Source organism: Arthrobacter sp. BL-252-APC-1A, from assembly GCF_009696625.1.
GTDB lineage: Bacteria > Actinomycetota > Actinomycetes > Actinomycetales > Micrococcaceae > Arthrobacter_B.
The window spans coordinates 19,624-35,683 of record NZ_VULS01000003.1 but is presented as its reverse complement, the minus strand read 5'-3'; the positions used below and the strand labels follow the sequence as shown (position 1 = coordinate 35,683).

Below are 16,060 nucleotides of genomic sequence, written 5' to 3'. Positions count from 1 at the left end.
CTATTCGCGCACAACGGGACACCGGCGGCGCATGGGGCCCTGTGAATTCCAAATTGCCCGGTGCCAGCAGTGGCGCCGGCCACTTGGCGACTATGATCAGATCAAGGAACAGCAGGCGGCGTACTGTTCGGGACCCAGTTCCGGAGAGTTCTGCCCGAATTTCAAAGATGAGGTTAGACGTGTCCCAAGGTGCCCAGTATTCAACTCTTTCACCCGCGCTGGCAGTCGGCGACGACGAGCCGGACCGCAACCTCGCGCTGGAACTTGTCCGCGTAACTGAAGCCGCCGCCATTGCAGGCGGACACTGGGTTGGCTTCGGCGACAAGAACGCCGCTGACGGCGCGGCAGTGGACGCCATGCGTTCGCTGATCTCCACCGTCCACTTCAACGGCGTTGTGGTCATCGGTGAGGGCGAGAAGGATGAAGCGCCCATGCTTTACAACGGCGAGCACGTTGGCGACGGAACCGGGGCGCTCTGCGACGTGGCAGTGGACCCGATCGACGGCACCCGCCTGACCGCCCTGGGTATCAACAATGCCCTGGCCGTACTGGCAGTCGCCGAACGCGGAACCATGTTCGATCCCTCCGCAGTGTTCTACATGGAGAAGCTGGTCACCGGGCCCGAAGCCGCAGACATGGTGGACCTCCGTCTGCCGGTCAAGCAGAACCTGCACCTGATCGCCAAGGCCAAGGGCAAGAAGATCAACCAGCTCAACGTCATGATCCTTGAGCGCGACCGGCACAAGCCCCTGGTCCAGGAAATCCGCGATGCCGGTGCGCGTACCCGGATGCTGATGGACGGCGACGTCGCCGGCGGCATTGCAGCAGCCCGCGAGGGTACCGACGTCGACGCCCTGATGGGCATTGGCGGCACGCCTGAGGGCATTATCACCGCCTGCGCGGTCAAGACCCTTGGCGGAGTCATCCAGGGCCGCCTGTGGCCGACCTCGGACGAGGAAAAGCAGAAGGCCATCGACGCCGGCCACGACCTGGACCGGGTGCTCTCCACCAACGACCTGGTTACCAGCGACAACTGCTACTTCGCAGCTACCGGCATCACCGACGGCGACCTGGTGCGCGGCGTCCGCTACAAGAAGGACCGGGTGCTCACCCAGTCCATCGTGATGCGTTCCAAGTCCGGGACCATCCGCATGGTTGACGGCGAGCACCAGTCACACAAGTGGGAGTCCTACGCCCGGCTTCGCTAGGCGGGAATTCGCCCCTAAGGCATAAGCAAAGGGAGGGCCCGGCATCCGGACCCTCCCTTTGCTTATGCCTCCTGCCCGGAGTTATCAGTGATCAGCCACGGCTCAGCCCCGGCGGATTGCTGCCACTCGAGCGCCGGCCGTCGCGATCACTACGATGGCGGCTGCCGCTGCCGCCGCGACTGCGGTGGGAGTGGAGAGCAGTTCGCCGTTTACCCGGGAAACAGCGATCCAGGACAGGCCCCAGGCCAGAGCCGCCGCGGGAGCAAGGCGTCCTCGGCCGTAGAGGGCCAGCCCAACACCCACGGCTGCCGCTGCGGCCAGCACAATGAAGGCCCAGATAACCGGGTCCAGGCCGAATCCGTTGAAACCGCCGGAGGTCAGTGCTGAAGCAATGTTGGCGCAGATCGCCACGCAGACCCAGCCGAGGTACAGCCCCAGCGTGCCGTCCACAACGACGGCGCCCAGCAGGCTGTCCGGACGGCTGCGGGAGTAGCGCTTGAAAATGATCGCCAGAACCACCAGCAGTGCCGCGATCACCACAACGGAGAGGGGGACGGATCCTGCCTGCACACTCAGGATCCAGGCCGCGTTCAGGATCAGGGACGCGGCCACCAGCCAGCCCAGGCTGCGCTGGCGGGGCGTAGCCCGCTGGGAGGGGAACCACTGGTAAATGGTGTAGGCGCCCAGGCCGGTGTAGATCACGGACCAGATGGAGAAGGCCGGGCTGGCAGGGGCAAGGTAGGTGGCGTCAGCGCTCAGCGCCCCGCCGGCGGCTTCGGCGATGCGGGTGCCGCCGAAGACCCCGACGCCGATCACCGATCCGATGATGCAGACGATGAAGGAGACTGTGACCGTCAGCTGCCGGGCCAGGTCGCTGCGCTGATAGGAACCCGCGACCGCCGGATCCGCAGGCGAATGACTGGATGTGTTGGGAGTCGAAGTAGCCATATTCGAGCGTAACAAAGCCTGCTTACTAATTTCCCGGGTATTTTCCGGTCCGTGGGTTTCGGCTCTATAACATCCGTGCGAAATCCCGTGCGTTCGGAGGCGGTGCCGGCTTCCACGTAGGCTAGTTGATATGACATTGAGCGTTACTCCCTGCACCGATCCGTCCCGCTGGAACGGCTTCGTTAACCAGTTCAACGGGCACCCGCAGCAGCTGTGGGGCTGGGGCAAGACCAAGGCGGAACACGGCTGGAGCGCGGAGCGGCTCCTGCTTTCCGACGGCGGGCAGGTGGTTGGAACGGCGCAGCTGCTTCTCCGGCGTCTGCCTTTCCCGTTCCGCGCACTGGCGTACATCCCGCGCGGGCCGCAGGGGGAACCCGGACGCGAAACGCAGCTGCTTGACGCCGTCGCCGGCTATGCCAGGGACAAGCATCATGCCGTGGCGCTGACCACCGAACCGGACTGGGAAGCTTCCTCCGACGCTGCCGGCCGGCTCCCCGCCGCCGGTTTCCGGCAGAGCACGAACACCATCCTGATCCCGCGCACGCTGATCCTGGACCTTCGCCTCAGCGAGGAGGATCTGCTGGCCGCGATGAGCAAGAAACACCGCCAGTACATCCGGAAATCCGGCAGGGAAGCGCTGGAGTACCGCGCGGTGCGCCGGGAAGAAATCCCGCAGTGCCTGGCGGTGTACAAGCAGACCGCTGAGCGGGCCGGCTTCGGTATCCACGAAGACGGCTACTACCTGGACATCTTCGACAACCTCGGTGCTGATTCGCCCGTCTACGCAGCCTTCAAGGGCGATGACGTGGTGGCTTTCCTCTGGCTTTCGGCCAGCGGCTTCACCGCATTCGAACTGTACGGCGGCATGAGCGAGGAAGGCGAACGCCTGCGCGCCAATTACGCGCTGAAGTGGCTGGCCATCCGCGAGATGAAGGAACGCGGTATTACCCGCTACGACTTCAACGGCCTGCTCAACGACGGGGTATCCAAGTTCAAGATGGGCTGGGCCCAGCACGAGGACCTGCTGGCAGGAACCTGGGACAAGCCGCTCTCCCCGCTCTATCCGCTGTACAACTCCGCCCTCCCGCTGGCCAAGACGGCGCTGCGCAAGGTTCGCGGAGCTGTTGCCGGTGTCCGGGAGCGGCTGGGCCGGTAGGGGCCTGCTCCGGCACCTCATCCCAGCCGGCGCATCCCAGCCGGGCGTAACCGCCCGGCTGGGAGACGCGCTAAAGCTGCAGGGTCGGCGCGTCCGGATCCGCTGCCGGGGCAAGCGAACCGGCAGTTACGGCGAAAGCCAGCGCGCCGTCGTCGTGCTGGGCTGAGTGGGACGCGAGCTTGGCGATCACCGGCGCCTCATCGGCGCCGATAAATGCGCAGTCGCCCGGATTGAGGATGAGATCCTGTTTTGGGGAGTCCAGCACCAGCGAGCCGCGCAGTGCCATGACGAGGGTGGGCCCGTTCTGCAGCAGGGGCACATCCGCGGCTGACATGCTGCCGGGCTCCGCGCTTTGTGCGAGTTCAAGGCGCTGCAGTGAGAACTCTGAGAACGGCGGACGGTAGATTTCCTGGCCCAGGCCTGTGCGCTGTGCCTGAAGGCGGGGGACGCCCAGCGCCTGGAAGTCGATGGTTTTCAGCAGCTCAGGCAGGTCAATGTGCTTGGGCGTCAGGCCGCCGCGCAGCACATTGTCCGAGGAAGCCATGACCTCTACGCCCAGGCCGCGCAGGTAGGCGTGGACGTTTCCCGCGGGAAGGTAGATCGCTTCGCCGGGGGAGAGGGAAGCCCTGTTCAGCAGCAGGGAAATCAGCACGCCGGGATCACCGGGGTAGTAGCCGTGAAGTTCATCCAGCTCAGCGATTGCGGGGTCCAGCTCGGATCTCTCCGCGGCGTCGAGACTGCGCACTGCGTCCGCGGCGGCCGCAACCGCTTCACGCACGTCGTCACCACCGCTGATGAGGCGGCGGAAAACCCCCTCCAGCCGTTCGGCTTCCGGACGTCCGGACTCGAGGTCCGAGGCTGTTTCGCTGAAGAGCGCGGGTACCGGCTGGCCGGCTGCGTCCACCAGCCGCGCCACGGAGCGGAACAGCCGGGCCGAATCGTCCGGCTCCCGGAAACCGCAGAGGGCCTCGAAATCAGTGAGCGCGAAGATCATCTCCGGCTTGTGGTTCTCATCCTTGTAGTTCCGGTCCGGTGCAGAGCGGTCCACGCCGGCGGCCTCCTCGGCCGCGAATCCTGCCGCGGCCTGTTCGCGCGTGGGATGAACCTGGAGCGAGAGCGGCGAGCCGGCGGCGAGGACCTTGGCAAGGAACGGCAGGGCAGGGCCGTGGACTGCCACCGTTTCACGGCCCAGCATCAGCTCCGGATCCCTGGCAATGAGCTCATCCAGGGTGGCCGCCTCCCCGCCTTCGGTGAGGACGGGAGAGGGAGCTGCGGGGTGGGCGCCGAACCAGAGCTCGGCTTCCGGTTCGCCGCTGGGGTCGCGGCCGAAGAGCTCAGCCATGGCTGTACGGGATCCCCAGGCATAGGGGCGGAGGGTGCCGGAAAGCAGGTACATGTTTCTCTCTTCGGTGCCGTTCAAGCTGCGGACCGGTTACCCGGGCCCGCAGCTTTTGGAGGAGGTCGTCCTGGTCAGCCTGCGCTGCAGACGCCGTTGTTGTCCAGCAGCATGCTCAGCGTAGCCGTGTCCCCAATAGCGGCAAGTTCCTGAAGATACTCTTCGGTGATTTCCGGCTGGGCCGGCGCCGCCGGCTCGGGGACCTCAGGTTCCGCGGGAGCCTGCTGGCTGTCGGGGTTCTCCGGGCTGTCCTGTCCGATTGCACCGTCCTCGACGGGGGCCGGGGCCTCCTGCTCGGCTGTGGCTTCGGCCGCGGCGTCGGTCTCGGCGAGCATTTCCTGCACCCTGGCGTGAATGAGGGCGAAGTCGGGATAGGTGACAAAGTTGTCCGCTGCGGTGCCGAAGTCGGGAGGACCGATGGTCATCCGTTCCACCTCGTGGTTCTTGGACTTCAGGGCGAGGTCAACAAAGCTGCCCAGCTGGTCCTGCGGGATGTCTGTATGGACTACCTGCTCACCGGCGGAGGCAATTGCCTGGAAACGGGTGAGCAGCGTCGCCGGGTCCAGCTGTGCAACCATCGCCTGCTGCACACACTGCTGCCGGGCGATGCGGTGGTAGTCAGTGACGAACTCGCGCGAACGGGCATACCAAAGCGCCGTGTAGCCGTCCATGGTCTGCAGGCCGGGGGCAATCCATCCGTCCGGCGGATAGTGCCGGTTGGTGCCCGGGATTTCAGCGGCGGTGATGGGAACCCATCCTCCGACGTCGATCTTCACGCCGCCCATGGCATCAATCAGGGAGGAGAAGCCCTCCATGTCCACGATCACATAGGACTGGATTTCAAGCCCCAGGATGCCGCCGGCGGCATCCATCATTGCTTCCGCTCCAGGATCCTCCGAACCCGGGTAAAGGTCCGGGTACTGCTCGGTCACTACGGGGTAGAGGCTGTTCAGGATGCACTCGTCGCCGCAGCTGTAACCGTCGGGAAAGACCTGCCAGAGCGGGGAGTCCTGCGTGAACTGGGCGTTCTGGAAGTTCCGCGGAAGGCCAAAGGTGACGATCTGCCCGGTGTCCGCGTCGACGCTGAACACGGACATGCTGTCCGGCCGGAGGCCTGTGCGGTCGGCGCCGGCGTCTCCGCCGAGGAGCAGGAAGTTGTAGCGGCCGTCCACCGGGTCAAAGGCGGGCCCGGAAGCGAAGATGCTGTCGAAGGTCTGCCGGCTGACGTTCAGCAGCCAGGCTCCGTAACCCAGCCCGCCGCTGGTGAGTGCCATCAGCACGACCATGGCGGCTGCCACTGCCGGACGCACGTTCCGTTCCAGCAGGGGCGGGCGGATGATGCGGAAAGTGTTGAGGAAAAGCAGCGCCCAGCCCACGGCCAGCAGGGCCAGGACTGCCATGATCAGGAAGGAGCCCCAGTTGTTGGTGAAGATATTCACCAGCAGGATCCTGTTGGTCAGCGCCAGGACAGCCACGGCAATGACTGCCGCCCAGACCAGGAAAGTAACGCGCAGGGCCGTGCGGCCCAGCCGCCGGTCCCCAGCCACAATCTGTGCTGACCCGGGCAGTACCAGGGTTAGGAAGAGCAGCAGGAAAGCGCGCCTGTTGCGCAGCCGCGGCGATGCGGACTGGGGGTAGCGGACCGGGTCGGTGTACACGGAACCCGCTGCTGAAGCCGCTGTCCTGCTCATCCGGGGCCTATGCGCTTTCCGGTACCGAAGTGCGCAGCCGGGCGCCCTTGGCCATGGCGGTCTGGCGCAGTTCGCCCGCGAAGTCGATCAGTTTCTGCTGCAGGCCCGCGGCAAGGGGATCGGTGCCGGCAGCAAGCATGCGCACGGCGAGCAGGCCGGCATTGCGGGCGCCTCCAATAGACACTGTTGCTACCGGAACCCCGGCCGGCATCTGCACGATCGAAAGCAGCGAATCCATGCCGTCCAGGTACTTGAGCGGAACGGGAACCCCGATGACAGGCAGCGGGGTCACTGAGGCAAGCATGCCGGGCAGATGCGCAGCCCCGCCCGCGCCGGCAATGATCACACGGAGTCCGCGGCGGTGGGCCTCCTGGCCGTACGAAATCATCTCGGCGGGCATGCGGTGGGCTGAGACAACGTCGGCCTCGTAGGGGATGCCGAACTCGGCCAGTGCTGCTGCGGCTGCGTCCATGACGGGCCAGTCCGAATCGGAACCCATCACGATTCCGACCAGCGGCGTTTTGGCAGTGCTCATGCCTTCTCCTCATTAGGTTCGCGGCCATCGCGGATGATCGCTGCTGCGCGTTCGGCACTGCGCCGGACGGCCGGCAGGTCTGCCGTGTCCGCTCCGACGACGTTGACGTGGCCGACCTTGCGCCCCGGGCGTACTGCCTTGCCGTAATTATGGACCTTGGCGCTGGGTTCAGCAGCCATTGCCAGCCGGGTGCCGCGGTAAAGATCAGTGTTGTCAGCGCCAAGGAAGTTCTTCATGACCACAACGCCGCCCAGCACGCCGGTGCCGCCAAGCGGCAGTCCCAGAACTGCGCGGAGGTGCTGCTCGAACTGCCCGGTGACGGATCCGTCCATGGTCCAGTGCCCCGAGTTGTGGGGGCGCATGGCCAGTTCATTGATGAGGAAACCAGGCCCGCGGCCCGGGGTTTCGAAGAGCTCCGCAGCCATAACGCCGGTGACCCCTAGTTCGGCGGCGATTCGCAGTGCTGCATCGGCTGCGGCCGATGCAGTTTCGGGAGCGAGGTCCTGTGCCGGGGCGATTACCTCGTCACAGACACCGTCCACCTGGATTGAGTGCACCACTGGCCACGCCACGGACTCGCCCGCAGGAGTCCTGGCGACCAAAGCGGAGAGCTCGCGCGTGAAGGGGACCTTCTCTTCGGCCAGCAGCGGGGAACCGGTGAACCAGTCGGCAGCGGCGGCAGCAGCTTCGGCGTCCTCGATAATGCGCACGCCCTTGCCGTCGTAGCCGCCGCGCGGCGTTTTCAGGACTACGGGCCAGCCGGCCGCCTTGCCAAAATCAACGAGGTCGGCGACCGAAGCCACAGCCGCCCAGCGGGGGTTCGGCAGGCCCAGGCGATCGACGGCAGCGCGCATGACCAGCTTGTCCTGGGCGTGCAGGAGGGCATCAGGGCCCGGCTGCACGTTAATGCCCTCAGCCTGAAGCGCCTTGAGGTGCTCACCGGGTACATGCTCGTGGTCAAAGGTCAGCACGTCCACGCCGCGGGCAAACGCGAGCAGCGTCTCATAGTCGGTGTAGTCGCCGACTGCGGCGTGGGCTACGGCTGAAACTGCGGATACGTCCGGGTTTTCTGCCAGGACACGCAGCTCGAACCCGAGTTCGGTGGCCGCCGGGGCCATCATCCGGGCCAGCTGGCCGCCGCCGACAACGCCGATAATAGGAAATCTCACGAGTACAGGTTACCGAAACCGCGGGAACTTCCTGCCGTGTGTCGCCCGCGGAAGCGGCCGCCCCCGGGGTAATTCCCAAGATTGGCAGGTAAAGTAGGTTCTTTCTGCCGCGCCATCGCGCGGCAGCGACTTCGTCCGGCGGGGATCCCCGTGCGTACACGATTGGCCGCGGAGGGTCATGATCAGAACATTTATTTCCTGGCTCAGGGGACTGGCGTCTGCCTTTTGGCGCGAGGTAGCCAAGTTCGGCACTGTAGGTGCCGTTGCTTTTGTGGTGGACAACGGCCTGACCTGGATCTTCATGCACTCGGTCATGGAAGGAAGCCCGGCCAAGGCACGTTTCGCGGGCGCCACCATCGCTACCCTCTTCTCCTGGGTTGCAAACCGGTGGTGGACCTTCCGCCACCGCAGGCAGTCGAACGTGGCCCGCGAATTCGGGCAGTTCATCCTCATCAACGGCATCGGGATCGTCATTTCCACCGGCTTCACCTGGATTGCCCGCTATCCGATGGGTATCACGGACAACGGAACTCTGTTCATGGCCGGTGTCATAGGCATCGGTGTGGCCACCGTGGTCCGGTTCTTTGCCTACCGGTACTGGGTCTTCAACAACTCAGCCAGCGAGGCTGAAGCTGACGAACGTGCCATGGAGCTCACCGTGGACCCGGCGCATACGGCCGTCCCGGAACCCGCTGCGGGGGAGGCCCCGGCGAAACCGGTCAGGCCTCAAGCCGGGCAGTAACCCTTTCTGCCTGCAGCATCCGCTCAGTGGGCTCCACCCCGTCTCCGGTGAGTACAACCGCCCCGCCGCCTGCCCAGACCGAAAGCGCCTTCGCCAGGATTCCCGCAGTTCCTGCTTCAGCCGGGAGCAGCACAACCTGCCGTCCGGTCTCCGGTGCCTCCCCGGCATCAAGACCGAACCCAAGGACCCCGGCGTCCCCCGCCACGGGCTGCGCCGGCTCGCTGCGGTAGAGCGGCCCTGCCCAGGTGTCAGCGAAGGATCGGACCTCGGCGGAGTAGTCGCTCGTCCCGGCGGGCAGCGCACCAGGCCACGCCATCGCAAGTGCCGGCAGCGCTACTGCCGCAACCAGCTCTGCGCCCTGCGGCTCAGGGTTTTCGGCCGTTACCCTTACATCCACCCTCGGCACAGCCGATAGGGCAAGTGTGCAGCCGGACTGCCAGACGGCCAGGGCCCACACCAGGGTTTTCCAGTGCGCTGGAAGATCCAGCTGCACTATGGTTCCCGGTTCGGCATCAAGTTCTTCGGTCAGATAGTTGGAAGTCTTGGCAACCCAGTTGTCCAGCACCTTGCCTGAGAGCTCGACCCGTTCGGACCCGGGACCGTACCAGATCAGGGCAGGCGAGGTTGCCTGCTCGCTGCGCAGCGTGGACAGTATGTTGGGAACTGGGTTTTCCGTCATGGAATTCGCTTTCGCTTGGAAGTGGATCATGCCTCGGCGGGCAACGCCGGCGCGTCGGGAGCAAAATTCACGGCGTGGCGCGGCGCCGTGGAACGGTTCCGACTCTATAGGATGCCGAAACAGCTTGACGTGACCGTATTACACGCGTGTAATTAGGGAACGGATTTGTTCCAGCAAACCATGACCTACATGCGTTCACAGCAGGCTGATTGTCGCCTGTGTGAAGCCAGATATCCGCTGCTGGAGCATTTACACCGGGAGGACTCCATGGGGCAAGCAGAGAAGAAGCAGGGCCGGCCGGACATCCAGGCGCAGGCCTCCAAGAGCTACGGCTCGCGCGGTGTGCCCGGTGACTGGTACGTCGATCCCGCTGATCCCGAAGCTGCGGACCGCTTCCGGGAAGGCGCAGGGAGCCTGGAAGATGCGGCTACCGCCTTCCTTGCAGCGCATGAAGCCCTTGCCGGCGGCGAGGAGCAGCGCGGGGACGAACTCCTTGATCCTCCGGTTTCGCTGTTCCCTGCCCCCGCCGAGTCCGAGCAGCGTCCCGTCTGGATCGGACTGCCCGGGATCGGAGACGGCTACGCAGACGAGAGTGAACTCGGCTGGCAGGCCGACGCCCTCTGCGCCCAGACCGACCCGGAAGCGTTCTTCCCGGAGAAGGGCGGCTCCACCCGCGATGCGAAGAAGGTCTGCGCAGCATGCACCGTACGCTCCCAGTGCCTCGAATACGCACTCGCCAATGACGAGCGGTTCGGTATCTGGGGCGGACTGTCCGAGCGGGAACGCCGGCGGCTTCGAAAGCAGGCAGTCTAATTCTTTCGCACGTCCGAGTTATTGCCGTTGTGGTCGCACACAACGGCGCCGAGTACCTCCCCGAAACACTCTCCGCACTGGCGGCACAGACTCGTCCGGCGGACTTCTGCGTCGGCGTTGACGCGGGTTCCACCGACGCCTCCGCATCCCTGCTGCAGCTGGGCCTTCCGGTGGGAAGCCCTGTTACCGGTGCGCCCGCCCGCTCCGGATTTGGTGCCGCGGTCAAGGCCGGCCTCGAGCAGCTGCCCCGCCGCACTGAGCCGGACGAAGCGGCCCAGGAATGGCTCTGGCTGCTCCACGACGATTCCGCTCCGGATCCGGAGGCTCTGGCCCAGCTTCTCCGCGCCGTTGAGCTTGCACCCTCGGTGACGGTAGCCGGCACCAAGCAGGTCGAATGGGAGAACCCGCGCAAACTGATTGACGTTGGAGTCTCCGTGAGCCGCTGGGCTGAACGGCTGACCATGATCGACGTCGACGAGCTGGACCAGGGCCAGTACGACTCCCGCAGCGACATCTTCGCGGTCAACTCGGCGGGCATGCTGATTCGCCGCGATGCCTGGGACGCCCTGGGCGGATTCGACCCCGCGCTTCCCGGCACCGGCGACGACATTGACCTTTGCTGGCGCAACCGGCTTGCGGGCCACAGGGTGGTGGTGGTGCCGTCCGCGCGAATCAGGCACGCCGGAAGCCGCCCCAACTCCGCGGCCACGGCACGGGCCGCGCGGAAGGCCGAAGTCTTCCTGCGCCTGAAACATGCCCCCGGATGGCAGGTGCCGTTCCTGGCGCTGGGCGCCGTGCTGGGCGGTTTCGGCAGGTTCTTCCTCGGCATGCTCGCCAAGGATCCGGGCTACGCCGCGGGTTCGCTGGTCTCGAGCATCGCTGCCGTGCTTCGGCCGGTGGACCTCTACCGGTCCCGCCGCCGGGCTGCGGCTACCCGGAAGCTCCCGCGCAGCACAGTCCGCGGGCTGATCACCAGTCCCCGTGAGGTTCGAGAGCACCGCCGCTCGGTCCACGAATCCGATGCCGCGGCTAACGCCTACCGGACCGACGTGCCGTCCTCCGGACCCTCCTATGAGCCAAGCGGCGACTCCCACGACGATTTCACAGCCCTCTCCGGTCCCGGGCGGACATGGTCCGGTGCCGGAGCGCTTGCCGCCGCCCTGATTCTGGCAGCCGCGTCCCTGGCCGGGCTCCACCGGCTCGTCGGAGCGCCTGCATTGACCGGAGGGGCACTGCTGCCCGTATCCGGCACGCTTGGCGAAATCTGGGCCAGCGCCACTGGCTGGTGGGCTGAGGTGGGCGCCGGATATCCCGGACATGGAGACCCCTTCGACTACGTTCTGTGGCTGCTCGGTGCCGCCGGTTTTGGAAATGCCAACGCTGCGGTGGTGGTGCTGGTCCTCCTGGCGATGCCTCTGGCGGGACTTGCAGCGTGGTTCGCCTCGGGTGCGCTTACCCGGCGGCAAGGCCCCCGGTTCTGGGCAGCCATGGTCTGGGGCTCGCTGCCTGCGCTCCAGGTCTCCCTGGGCGAAGGACGCCTCGGCGCGCTGATAGCCCATGTGGTGCTGCCGCTGACGGTGCTGGCCATGGCACGCGCTGTCGGCGCCGGAGCACCTGCCTCCGCGGAACGGGCGGCCACAGACCCCTCGAACGCACCTCGCAAACCCGGCGTGCACGGTGTCCCCAGCTGGACCGCCGCCGCTGCAGCGGGTTTGCTCCTCGCCGTGCTCACCGCCAGCGCCCCTGCGCTGCTGGTCCTGGGCGTGCTGCTGGTCCTGGTCCTGTCACTTCGGATGGGAACCCGCGCGCGCACCCTCTGGTGGTCGTTGCTGGCACCCGCGGCACTGCTGCTTCCCGTGGTGCTCTCTGCATCCCAAAACCTCCGTGCCGTTGCCGCTGACCCGGGCGTACCGCTGGCCTTTGAACCGGCAGCCCTGTGGCAGCAGCTGCTCGGCTACCCGTCAGCCTTCGGAATCAGTGATCCCGTTGCCGGGCTGGATTTCCTCCCGGCAGGCGGACCGTGGGCACTGGTCCTGGCCGTGATCGTCGGCGGCCCGCTGGTGGCTCTTTCAGCAGCCGGCCTGTTCCTTTCCCGGCGCAGCGGAACAGCGCGCCTGGCCTGGCTCATTGCCATCGCCGCGCTGGCCCTTGCCGCAGCTTCGGGTTACCTGGCTACCGGCAGCGCAGCAGCAGCACTGGTGACTCCGTTCCCCGGCCCGCTGGTGTCCGCGGCCGTGTTTGCACTGGTATGTGCCGCCCTGCCGGCGCTGGACACACTTCTTTCTGCACGCACATCGGACTCAGGCCAGCAGCGCCGGCCGGTTACCGCCGCCGTCGTGACCCTCGCGGTCCTGCTGGGAGCAGGCCCCGCTGCGAGCCTGGCTGCCTGGACGATTCCGCAGGCAACCGGGGCAGCAACGGCTGAGGGAAGCGGGGGAGCGCAGCCCGGCCGGCAGCTCGCCGTGCGCGCCACGGAACCCCGTGTTCTTCCGGCTACGGCCGCAGACCGGGGCAACAGCCCCGACCAGACCCGTTCGCTGGTCCTCTCCGCTGGTCCCGAAGATGATGTAACGGCGACCCTTATGCGCTCGGGCGGCAGCACCCTTGACGGCCTGAACGCTGCCTACGCCGCCCGATCGGTCCAGGGTGAGCCCGGAAGCGAGACGCTGGGTGCTGACGACGAAGCCACCGCAGCGCTCCGGAACGCTGTTGCCGTGATTACTGCAGGCACAGGGGTCGACCCGCGGGAGGACCTGGCCCGCCTGGGCGTTGGATTCGTAGTCCTGCAGTCCTCGGACACCGCAGCCGAACTGCTGGCGGACCGGCTGGACGCTGTTCCGGGCCTGACCGCTGTGGGCGAAACCGGGTCCGGCTGGCTGTGGAGGGTCACCGGTGCACTCGATGATCAGGGAACCGAAACGGTTGAGGGGCAGACAGCCCGCGTACGGATCGTGGACGGGGATGGCCGGACGCTGGCGCTGGTTCCGTCCCGGGCTTCCGGCGTTGACGCGGAGATCCCGGAGGGCCCCGAAGGGCGGCGCCTCGTCCTGGCTGAGCGTGCCGATACCGGCTGGCAGGCCAGCCTGAACGGGAACCGGCTCAGCCCGGCGACCGACGGCTGGGCACAGGCTTTCGACCTTCCGCCCGAGGGCGGGAACGTCACGGTCAGCTATGGCAGCGCCTGGGGACCCTGGACCGGGATCGTGCAGGTTGTCGTGTTCGGCCTGACGCTCCTCCTGGCCATCCCGACGCCGGCCCGCTCCGGCATCATCCGGCTCCCGGGCAGGCAGGGGCCGGTCCGTTCACCGGCTCCCGCCGGGAACCATGACGGTGAACCGGACAAGGACCCGGGCTCAGGCACCGGCAAAACGAAGACTGAACCTGCCCTGACCAGGGACGGACGCACCGGGGCCCGGGCACGCCGGGACAAGCCATCCCGCGGCCGGACCCGGTCCCGGGCCTCGTCGGAGAGTAAGTCCGGAACCCCGGGCGTGCCTGCCGCCAAGAACTCGTCTGAAGGAGTGCGCTGATGGCCGAAGCCAACGAGGCCACGCGTGCCGGTAACCGGATCCGCCGGTCCGCCGGCCGGAAGGCGGCTTACACCGTTTTCTCCGGCACTGTGCTGCTCGGCGTCGCCGGAGGGCTCGTAGCCGCGTCCGCCATTGCGGCTCCGGAGCGTTCGGACCTGTCTGTGCCGCCTCCGCGGACAGAAGTGCCGGCCGGAGTCCTCACCGGAGTATGTCCCGAACCCCTGCGCCTCCTTTCCGGTAGCGGTGACGGAACCGACGCTGAGTTCAGCCCGGTTTCGGAATCAGCAGCCACCGCCGTTACCACCGCCGTGGTGGGCGGAACCGGAGCAGCGCTGCCTGCTGCGGAACTCTCCGTCCTTGGGGGAGGGGAGTCCGTTGCGGCCCTGGAACCCGGAGCCGACGTACCGCTCGCAGGAGCGCGCCTCGCCGGGGTCCTGGCCAAACAAGCGGTTACCAAAGTGACGGCCTTCGAAGCTGCCCCCAGCGGCGGGCAGCAGGCAACCGCCAATGCGGTTATGGGCTACACCGCGAACGACGGCGATCTGGCCGGGCTGGCTGCCGCGAACTGCCAGACACCGGCTAATGACATGTGGCTCGTTGGGGCCAGGACGACTGTCGGTGCAACGGCCGTCCTGCGGCTCAACAATCCGTCCGGCACGGCTGCAACCGTGGACCTGGAGATCTACGGAGCCGACGGCCGGGTGGAGACCGGCGGCAGCCGCGGAATCGTGGTTGCGCCCGGTGAGACCCGGTCCATCATCCTGGCGGGCCTGGCCTCGAACCAGGAATCCGCGGCCGTGCGTGTGCGCAGCTCCGGCGGCCCGGTCAGCGCCTTCATCGAGCAGACAATTCTCCGGGGACTCACCGCCGGCGGCGTCGAAATTATCGAACCGACCGCCGCGCCGTCCCCGCGCCAGGTGATCACCGGCGTCGCGCTCCAGAAGGCTGAGGACACACGCAAACTCGCGGAGCAGGACGGCTACAGCTCTGTTTCGCCGGTGCTGAATGTTGCGGTTCCAGGAACCTCGGACGCATCGGTTCACCTGCGGGTCTTTGGCCCCAAGGGAGAGGTGGAGCTCCCCGGCGGGGGAATCTTCAGCGTTCCGGCAGGGACAGTCGGGAAGATCCCGCTGGCAGAGCTGCCCGAAGGAACCTATTCCCTGGACCTCTCAGCCGATGTGGCTGTTGCAGCTGCGGCTGTGTTCAGCCGGGGCACCGAACCGGGCGAACGTGTGGAACTCGCTGTGGCCTCCGCGGATACCAGACTGGGAAGTGAACACCTGGCTGTGGCCGTTCCCGGGGGAGATTCCTCGCTGGTCTTCACCGCCCCGGACGGGGCTGCAGAGGTCAGTGTCCGCGGAATAGGAATGAACGGGACAATCCAGGAAGCCAGGACCGTCCAGATCCCCGAGGGCCGGACGCTCACGCTGCAGCGCGGGGACATCGGCAAGGGAGAGCTCGCAGCCGTGCTGGTGAGTGCCGCCGGAGAAGCTGTTTACGGTGCCCAGCTGGTGACCGGCGAAGGCCCCGGCATCTCTGTGCTTCCGCTTCCGGACGGGGCATCCGGAACCCGCTCGGTCCAGGTTGGCATCGGTTACTAGCCGCAGTCCAAGCACAAAACGCGCTAGAGCGGGCGGAAACGGCCGTAAGTAGGGTCGATCAACTCCGGATCCAGTCCCATGAGGGACGCCAGCTGTTCTACCACGACGTCGTGGATGAGTTCGTTTACCGGAACCAATCCCCGGGCCGTTGACTCAACGGGTCGCCGGTAGATGGTGATGACGGGGGGCTTGGGGCCGTTGCCCGGAGCCGAGGCTGCGAGGGGAACGTTGCCGCCGCGCCGGACCAGGTCTTCCAGCCCGTCCGGGATCTCCTGCACAACGAACTGGTAAGACTGGATGTCCTCTCCCCACAGCCTTTCCAGCCGCTGAGCAGATTCCATGACCCAGTCATCGAACCGCTCGGCCCGCGTCCGGGAACCTGCCAGGTGTGCCGGCAGCAGTTCTCCGCGCAGTCCGCGTCCGTGCCGGTTGCGCCGTCGCCTGCGGAAGGAGCGCGCTGCAGCAGGGTCCGGCTCTCCTGCGCCGGACCCGCCGTCGAGCCTTATCCGATAGGAAGATCCTGGAGGCATGGCACCTACTCTAGCCCGCACCGTCCGCCACGGGGAGCCCGTCCCGCAGGTCGCCAAGGGCC

Annotated in this window: 13 protein-coding genes; 6 read left to right on the top strand and 7 right to left on the bottom strand. The window is 66.7% G+C overall.

Going from position 1 to position 16,060, the window contains the following annotated elements:
* Positions 1 to 167: 167 nt before the first annotated feature.
* Positions 168 to 1,208: a class II fructose-bisphosphatase gene (gene glpX / locus FYJ28_RS05375; RefSeq protein WP_055240249.1), complete on the top strand. Its 1,041-nt coding sequence runs from the start codon at positions 168 to 170 to the stop codon at positions 1,206 to 1,208.
* A 102-nt stretch (positions 1,209 to 1,310) separates the two neighbouring features.
* Here the strand turns inward: glpX and FYJ28_RS05370 are convergent, their stop codons facing one another.
* Positions 1,311 to 2,156 (bottom strand): tryptophan-rich sensory protein, encoded by an 846-nt coding sequence (locus tag FYJ28_RS05370; protein WP_229780284.1) that lies wholly within the window; start codon positions 2,154 to 2,156, stop codon positions 1,311 to 1,313.
* Positions 2,157 to 2,286: 130 nt separating this feature from the next.
* Between FYJ28_RS05370 and FYJ28_RS05365 the strand changes: the two genes are divergently transcribed.
* Positions 2,287 to 3,312 carry a lipid II:glycine glycyltransferase FemX gene (locus FYJ28_RS05365; protein WP_154578561.1) on the top strand — a complete coding sequence of 342 codons (1,026 nt, stop codon included), beginning with the start codon at positions 2,287 to 2,289 and terminating at the stop codon, positions 3,310 to 3,312.
* 70 nt (positions 3,313 to 3,382) lie between these two features.
* Here the strand turns inward: FYJ28_RS05365 and manA are convergent, their stop codons facing one another.
* From manA to FYJ28_RS05345, 4 genes are all read right to left on the bottom strand, one after another.
* Positions 3,383 to 4,708, bottom strand: coding sequence for a mannose-6-phosphate isomerase, class I (gene manA / locus FYJ28_RS05360; RefSeq protein ID WP_154578560.1), 1,326 nt, complete (start codon positions 4,706 to 4,708; stop codon positions 3,383 to 3,385).
* 74 nt (positions 4,709 to 4,782) lie between these two features.
* Positions 4,783 to 6,399 (bottom strand): LCP family protein, encoded by a 1,617-nt coding sequence (locus FYJ28_RS05355; RefSeq protein WP_154578559.1) that lies wholly within the window; start codon positions 6,397 to 6,399, stop codon positions 4,783 to 4,785.
* A gap of 7 nt (positions 6,400 to 6,406) precedes the next feature.
* Positions 6,407 to 6,934 (bottom strand): 5-(carboxyamino)imidazole ribonucleotide mutase, encoded by a 528-nt coding sequence (purE, locus tag FYJ28_RS05350; RefSeq protein WP_055240253.1) that lies wholly within the window; start codon positions 6,932 to 6,934, stop codon positions 6,407 to 6,409.
* Positions 6,931 to 8,103 carry a 5-(carboxyamino)imidazole ribonucleotide synthase gene (locus FYJ28_RS05345; protein ID WP_326831533.1) on the bottom strand — a complete coding sequence of 391 codons (1,173 nt, stop codon included), beginning with the start codon at positions 8,101 to 8,103 and terminating at the stop codon, positions 6,931 to 6,933. The genes purE and FYJ28_RS05345 overlap by 4 nt, the downstream gene beginning before the upstream one ends.
* A gap of 178 nt (positions 8,104 to 8,281) precedes the next feature.
* Here FYJ28_RS05345 and FYJ28_RS05340 point away from each other — a divergent pair, with 178 nt between their 5' ends.
* Positions 8,282 to 8,845 (top strand): GtrA family protein, encoded by a 564-nt coding sequence (locus FYJ28_RS05340; protein ID WP_082413401.1) that lies wholly within the window; start codon positions 8,282 to 8,284, stop codon positions 8,843 to 8,845.
* Here the strand turns inward: FYJ28_RS05340 and FYJ28_RS05335 are convergent.
* The gene (locus tag FYJ28_RS05335) at positions 8,823 to 9,524 is read right to left on the bottom strand and encodes a TIGR03089 family protein (RefSeq protein WP_154578558.1); all 702 of its coding nucleotides are present in this window, start codon (positions 9,522 to 9,524) and stop codon (positions 8,823 to 8,825) included. The two genes, FYJ28_RS05340 and FYJ28_RS05335, sit on opposite strands and share 23 nt — an antisense overlap.
* A gap of 267 nt (positions 9,525 to 9,791) precedes the next feature.
* Here FYJ28_RS05335 and FYJ28_RS17250 point away from each other — a divergent pair, with 267 nt between their 5' ends.
* Genes FYJ28_RS17250 through FYJ28_RS05320 form a run of 3 tightly spaced genes read left to right on the top strand, consistent with a single transcriptional unit; the run spans position 9,792 to position 15,468 of the window.
* Positions 9,792 to 10,337 (top strand): WhiB family transcriptional regulator, encoded by a 546-nt coding sequence (locus tag FYJ28_RS17250; protein WP_082413402.1) that lies wholly within the window; start codon positions 9,792 to 9,794, stop codon positions 10,335 to 10,337.
* Between the two features lie 29 nt (positions 10,338 to 10,366).
* Positions 10,367 to 13,867, top strand: coding sequence for a glycosyltransferase family 2 protein (locus FYJ28_RS05325; protein ID WP_326831532.1), 3,501 nt, complete (start codon positions 10,367 to 10,369; stop codon positions 13,865 to 13,867).
* On the top strand, positions 13,867 to 15,468 hold the full coding sequence (locus FYJ28_RS05320) for a DUF5719 family protein (RefSeq protein ID WP_154578556.1): 1,602 nt from the start codon (positions 13,867 to 13,869) through the stop codon (positions 15,466 to 15,468). The genes FYJ28_RS05325 and FYJ28_RS05320 overlap by 1 nt, the downstream gene beginning before the upstream one ends.
* 23 nt (positions 15,469 to 15,491) lie before the next feature.
* Here FYJ28_RS05320 and FYJ28_RS05315 read toward each other — a convergent pair whose 3' ends face one another.
* Complete coding sequence (locus tag FYJ28_RS05315; protein ID WP_154578555.1) at positions 15,492 to 15,998, bottom strand: metallopeptidase family protein; 507 nt, start codon at positions 15,996 to 15,998, stop codon at positions 15,492 to 15,494.
* Positions 15,999 to 16,060 lie beyond the last annotated feature (62 nt).

Bases quoted from the DNA above. Each gene is read 5' to 3' on its own strand.
- glpX (WP_055240249.1), top strand. From the start codon at position 168: ATGAGGTTAGACGTGTCCCAAGGTGCCCAGTATTCAACTCTTTCACCC.
- FYJ28_RS05370 (WP_229780284.1), bottom strand. From the start codon at position 2,156: ATGGCTACTTCGACTCCCAACACATCCAGTCATTCGCCTGCGGATCCG.
- FYJ28_RS05365 (WP_154578561.1), top strand. From the start codon at position 2,287: ATGACATTGAGCGTTACTCCCTGCACCGATCCGTCCCGCTGGAACGGC.
- manA (WP_154578560.1), bottom strand. From the start codon at position 4,708: ATGTACCTGCTTTCCGGCACCCTCCGCCCCTATGCCTGGGGATCCCGT.
- FYJ28_RS05355 (WP_154578559.1), bottom strand. From the start codon at position 6,399: ATGAGCAGGACAGCGGCTTCAGCAGCGGGTTCCGTGTACACCGACCCG.
- purE (WP_055240253.1), bottom strand. From the start codon at position 6,934: ATGAGCACTGCCAAAACGCCGCTGGTCGGAATCGTGATGGGTTCCGAT.
- FYJ28_RS05340 (WP_082413401.1), top strand. From the start codon at position 8,282: ATGATCAGAACATTTATTTCCTGGCTCAGGGGACTGGCGTCTGCCTTT.
- FYJ28_RS05335 (WP_154578558.1), bottom strand. From the start codon at position 9,524: ATGACGGAAAACCCAGTTCCCAACATACTGTCCACGCTGCGCAGCGAG.
- FYJ28_RS17250 (WP_082413402.1), top strand. From the start codon at position 9,792: ATGGGGCAAGCAGAGAAGAAGCAGGGCCGGCCGGACATCCAGGCGCAG.
- FYJ28_RS05320 (WP_154578556.1), top strand. From the start codon at position 13,867: ATGGCCGAAGCCAACGAGGCCACGCGTGCCGGTAACCGGATCCGCCGG.
- FYJ28_RS05315 (WP_154578555.1), bottom strand. From the start codon at position 15,998: ATGCCTCCAGGATCTTCCTATCGGATAAGGCTCGACGGCGGGTCCGGC.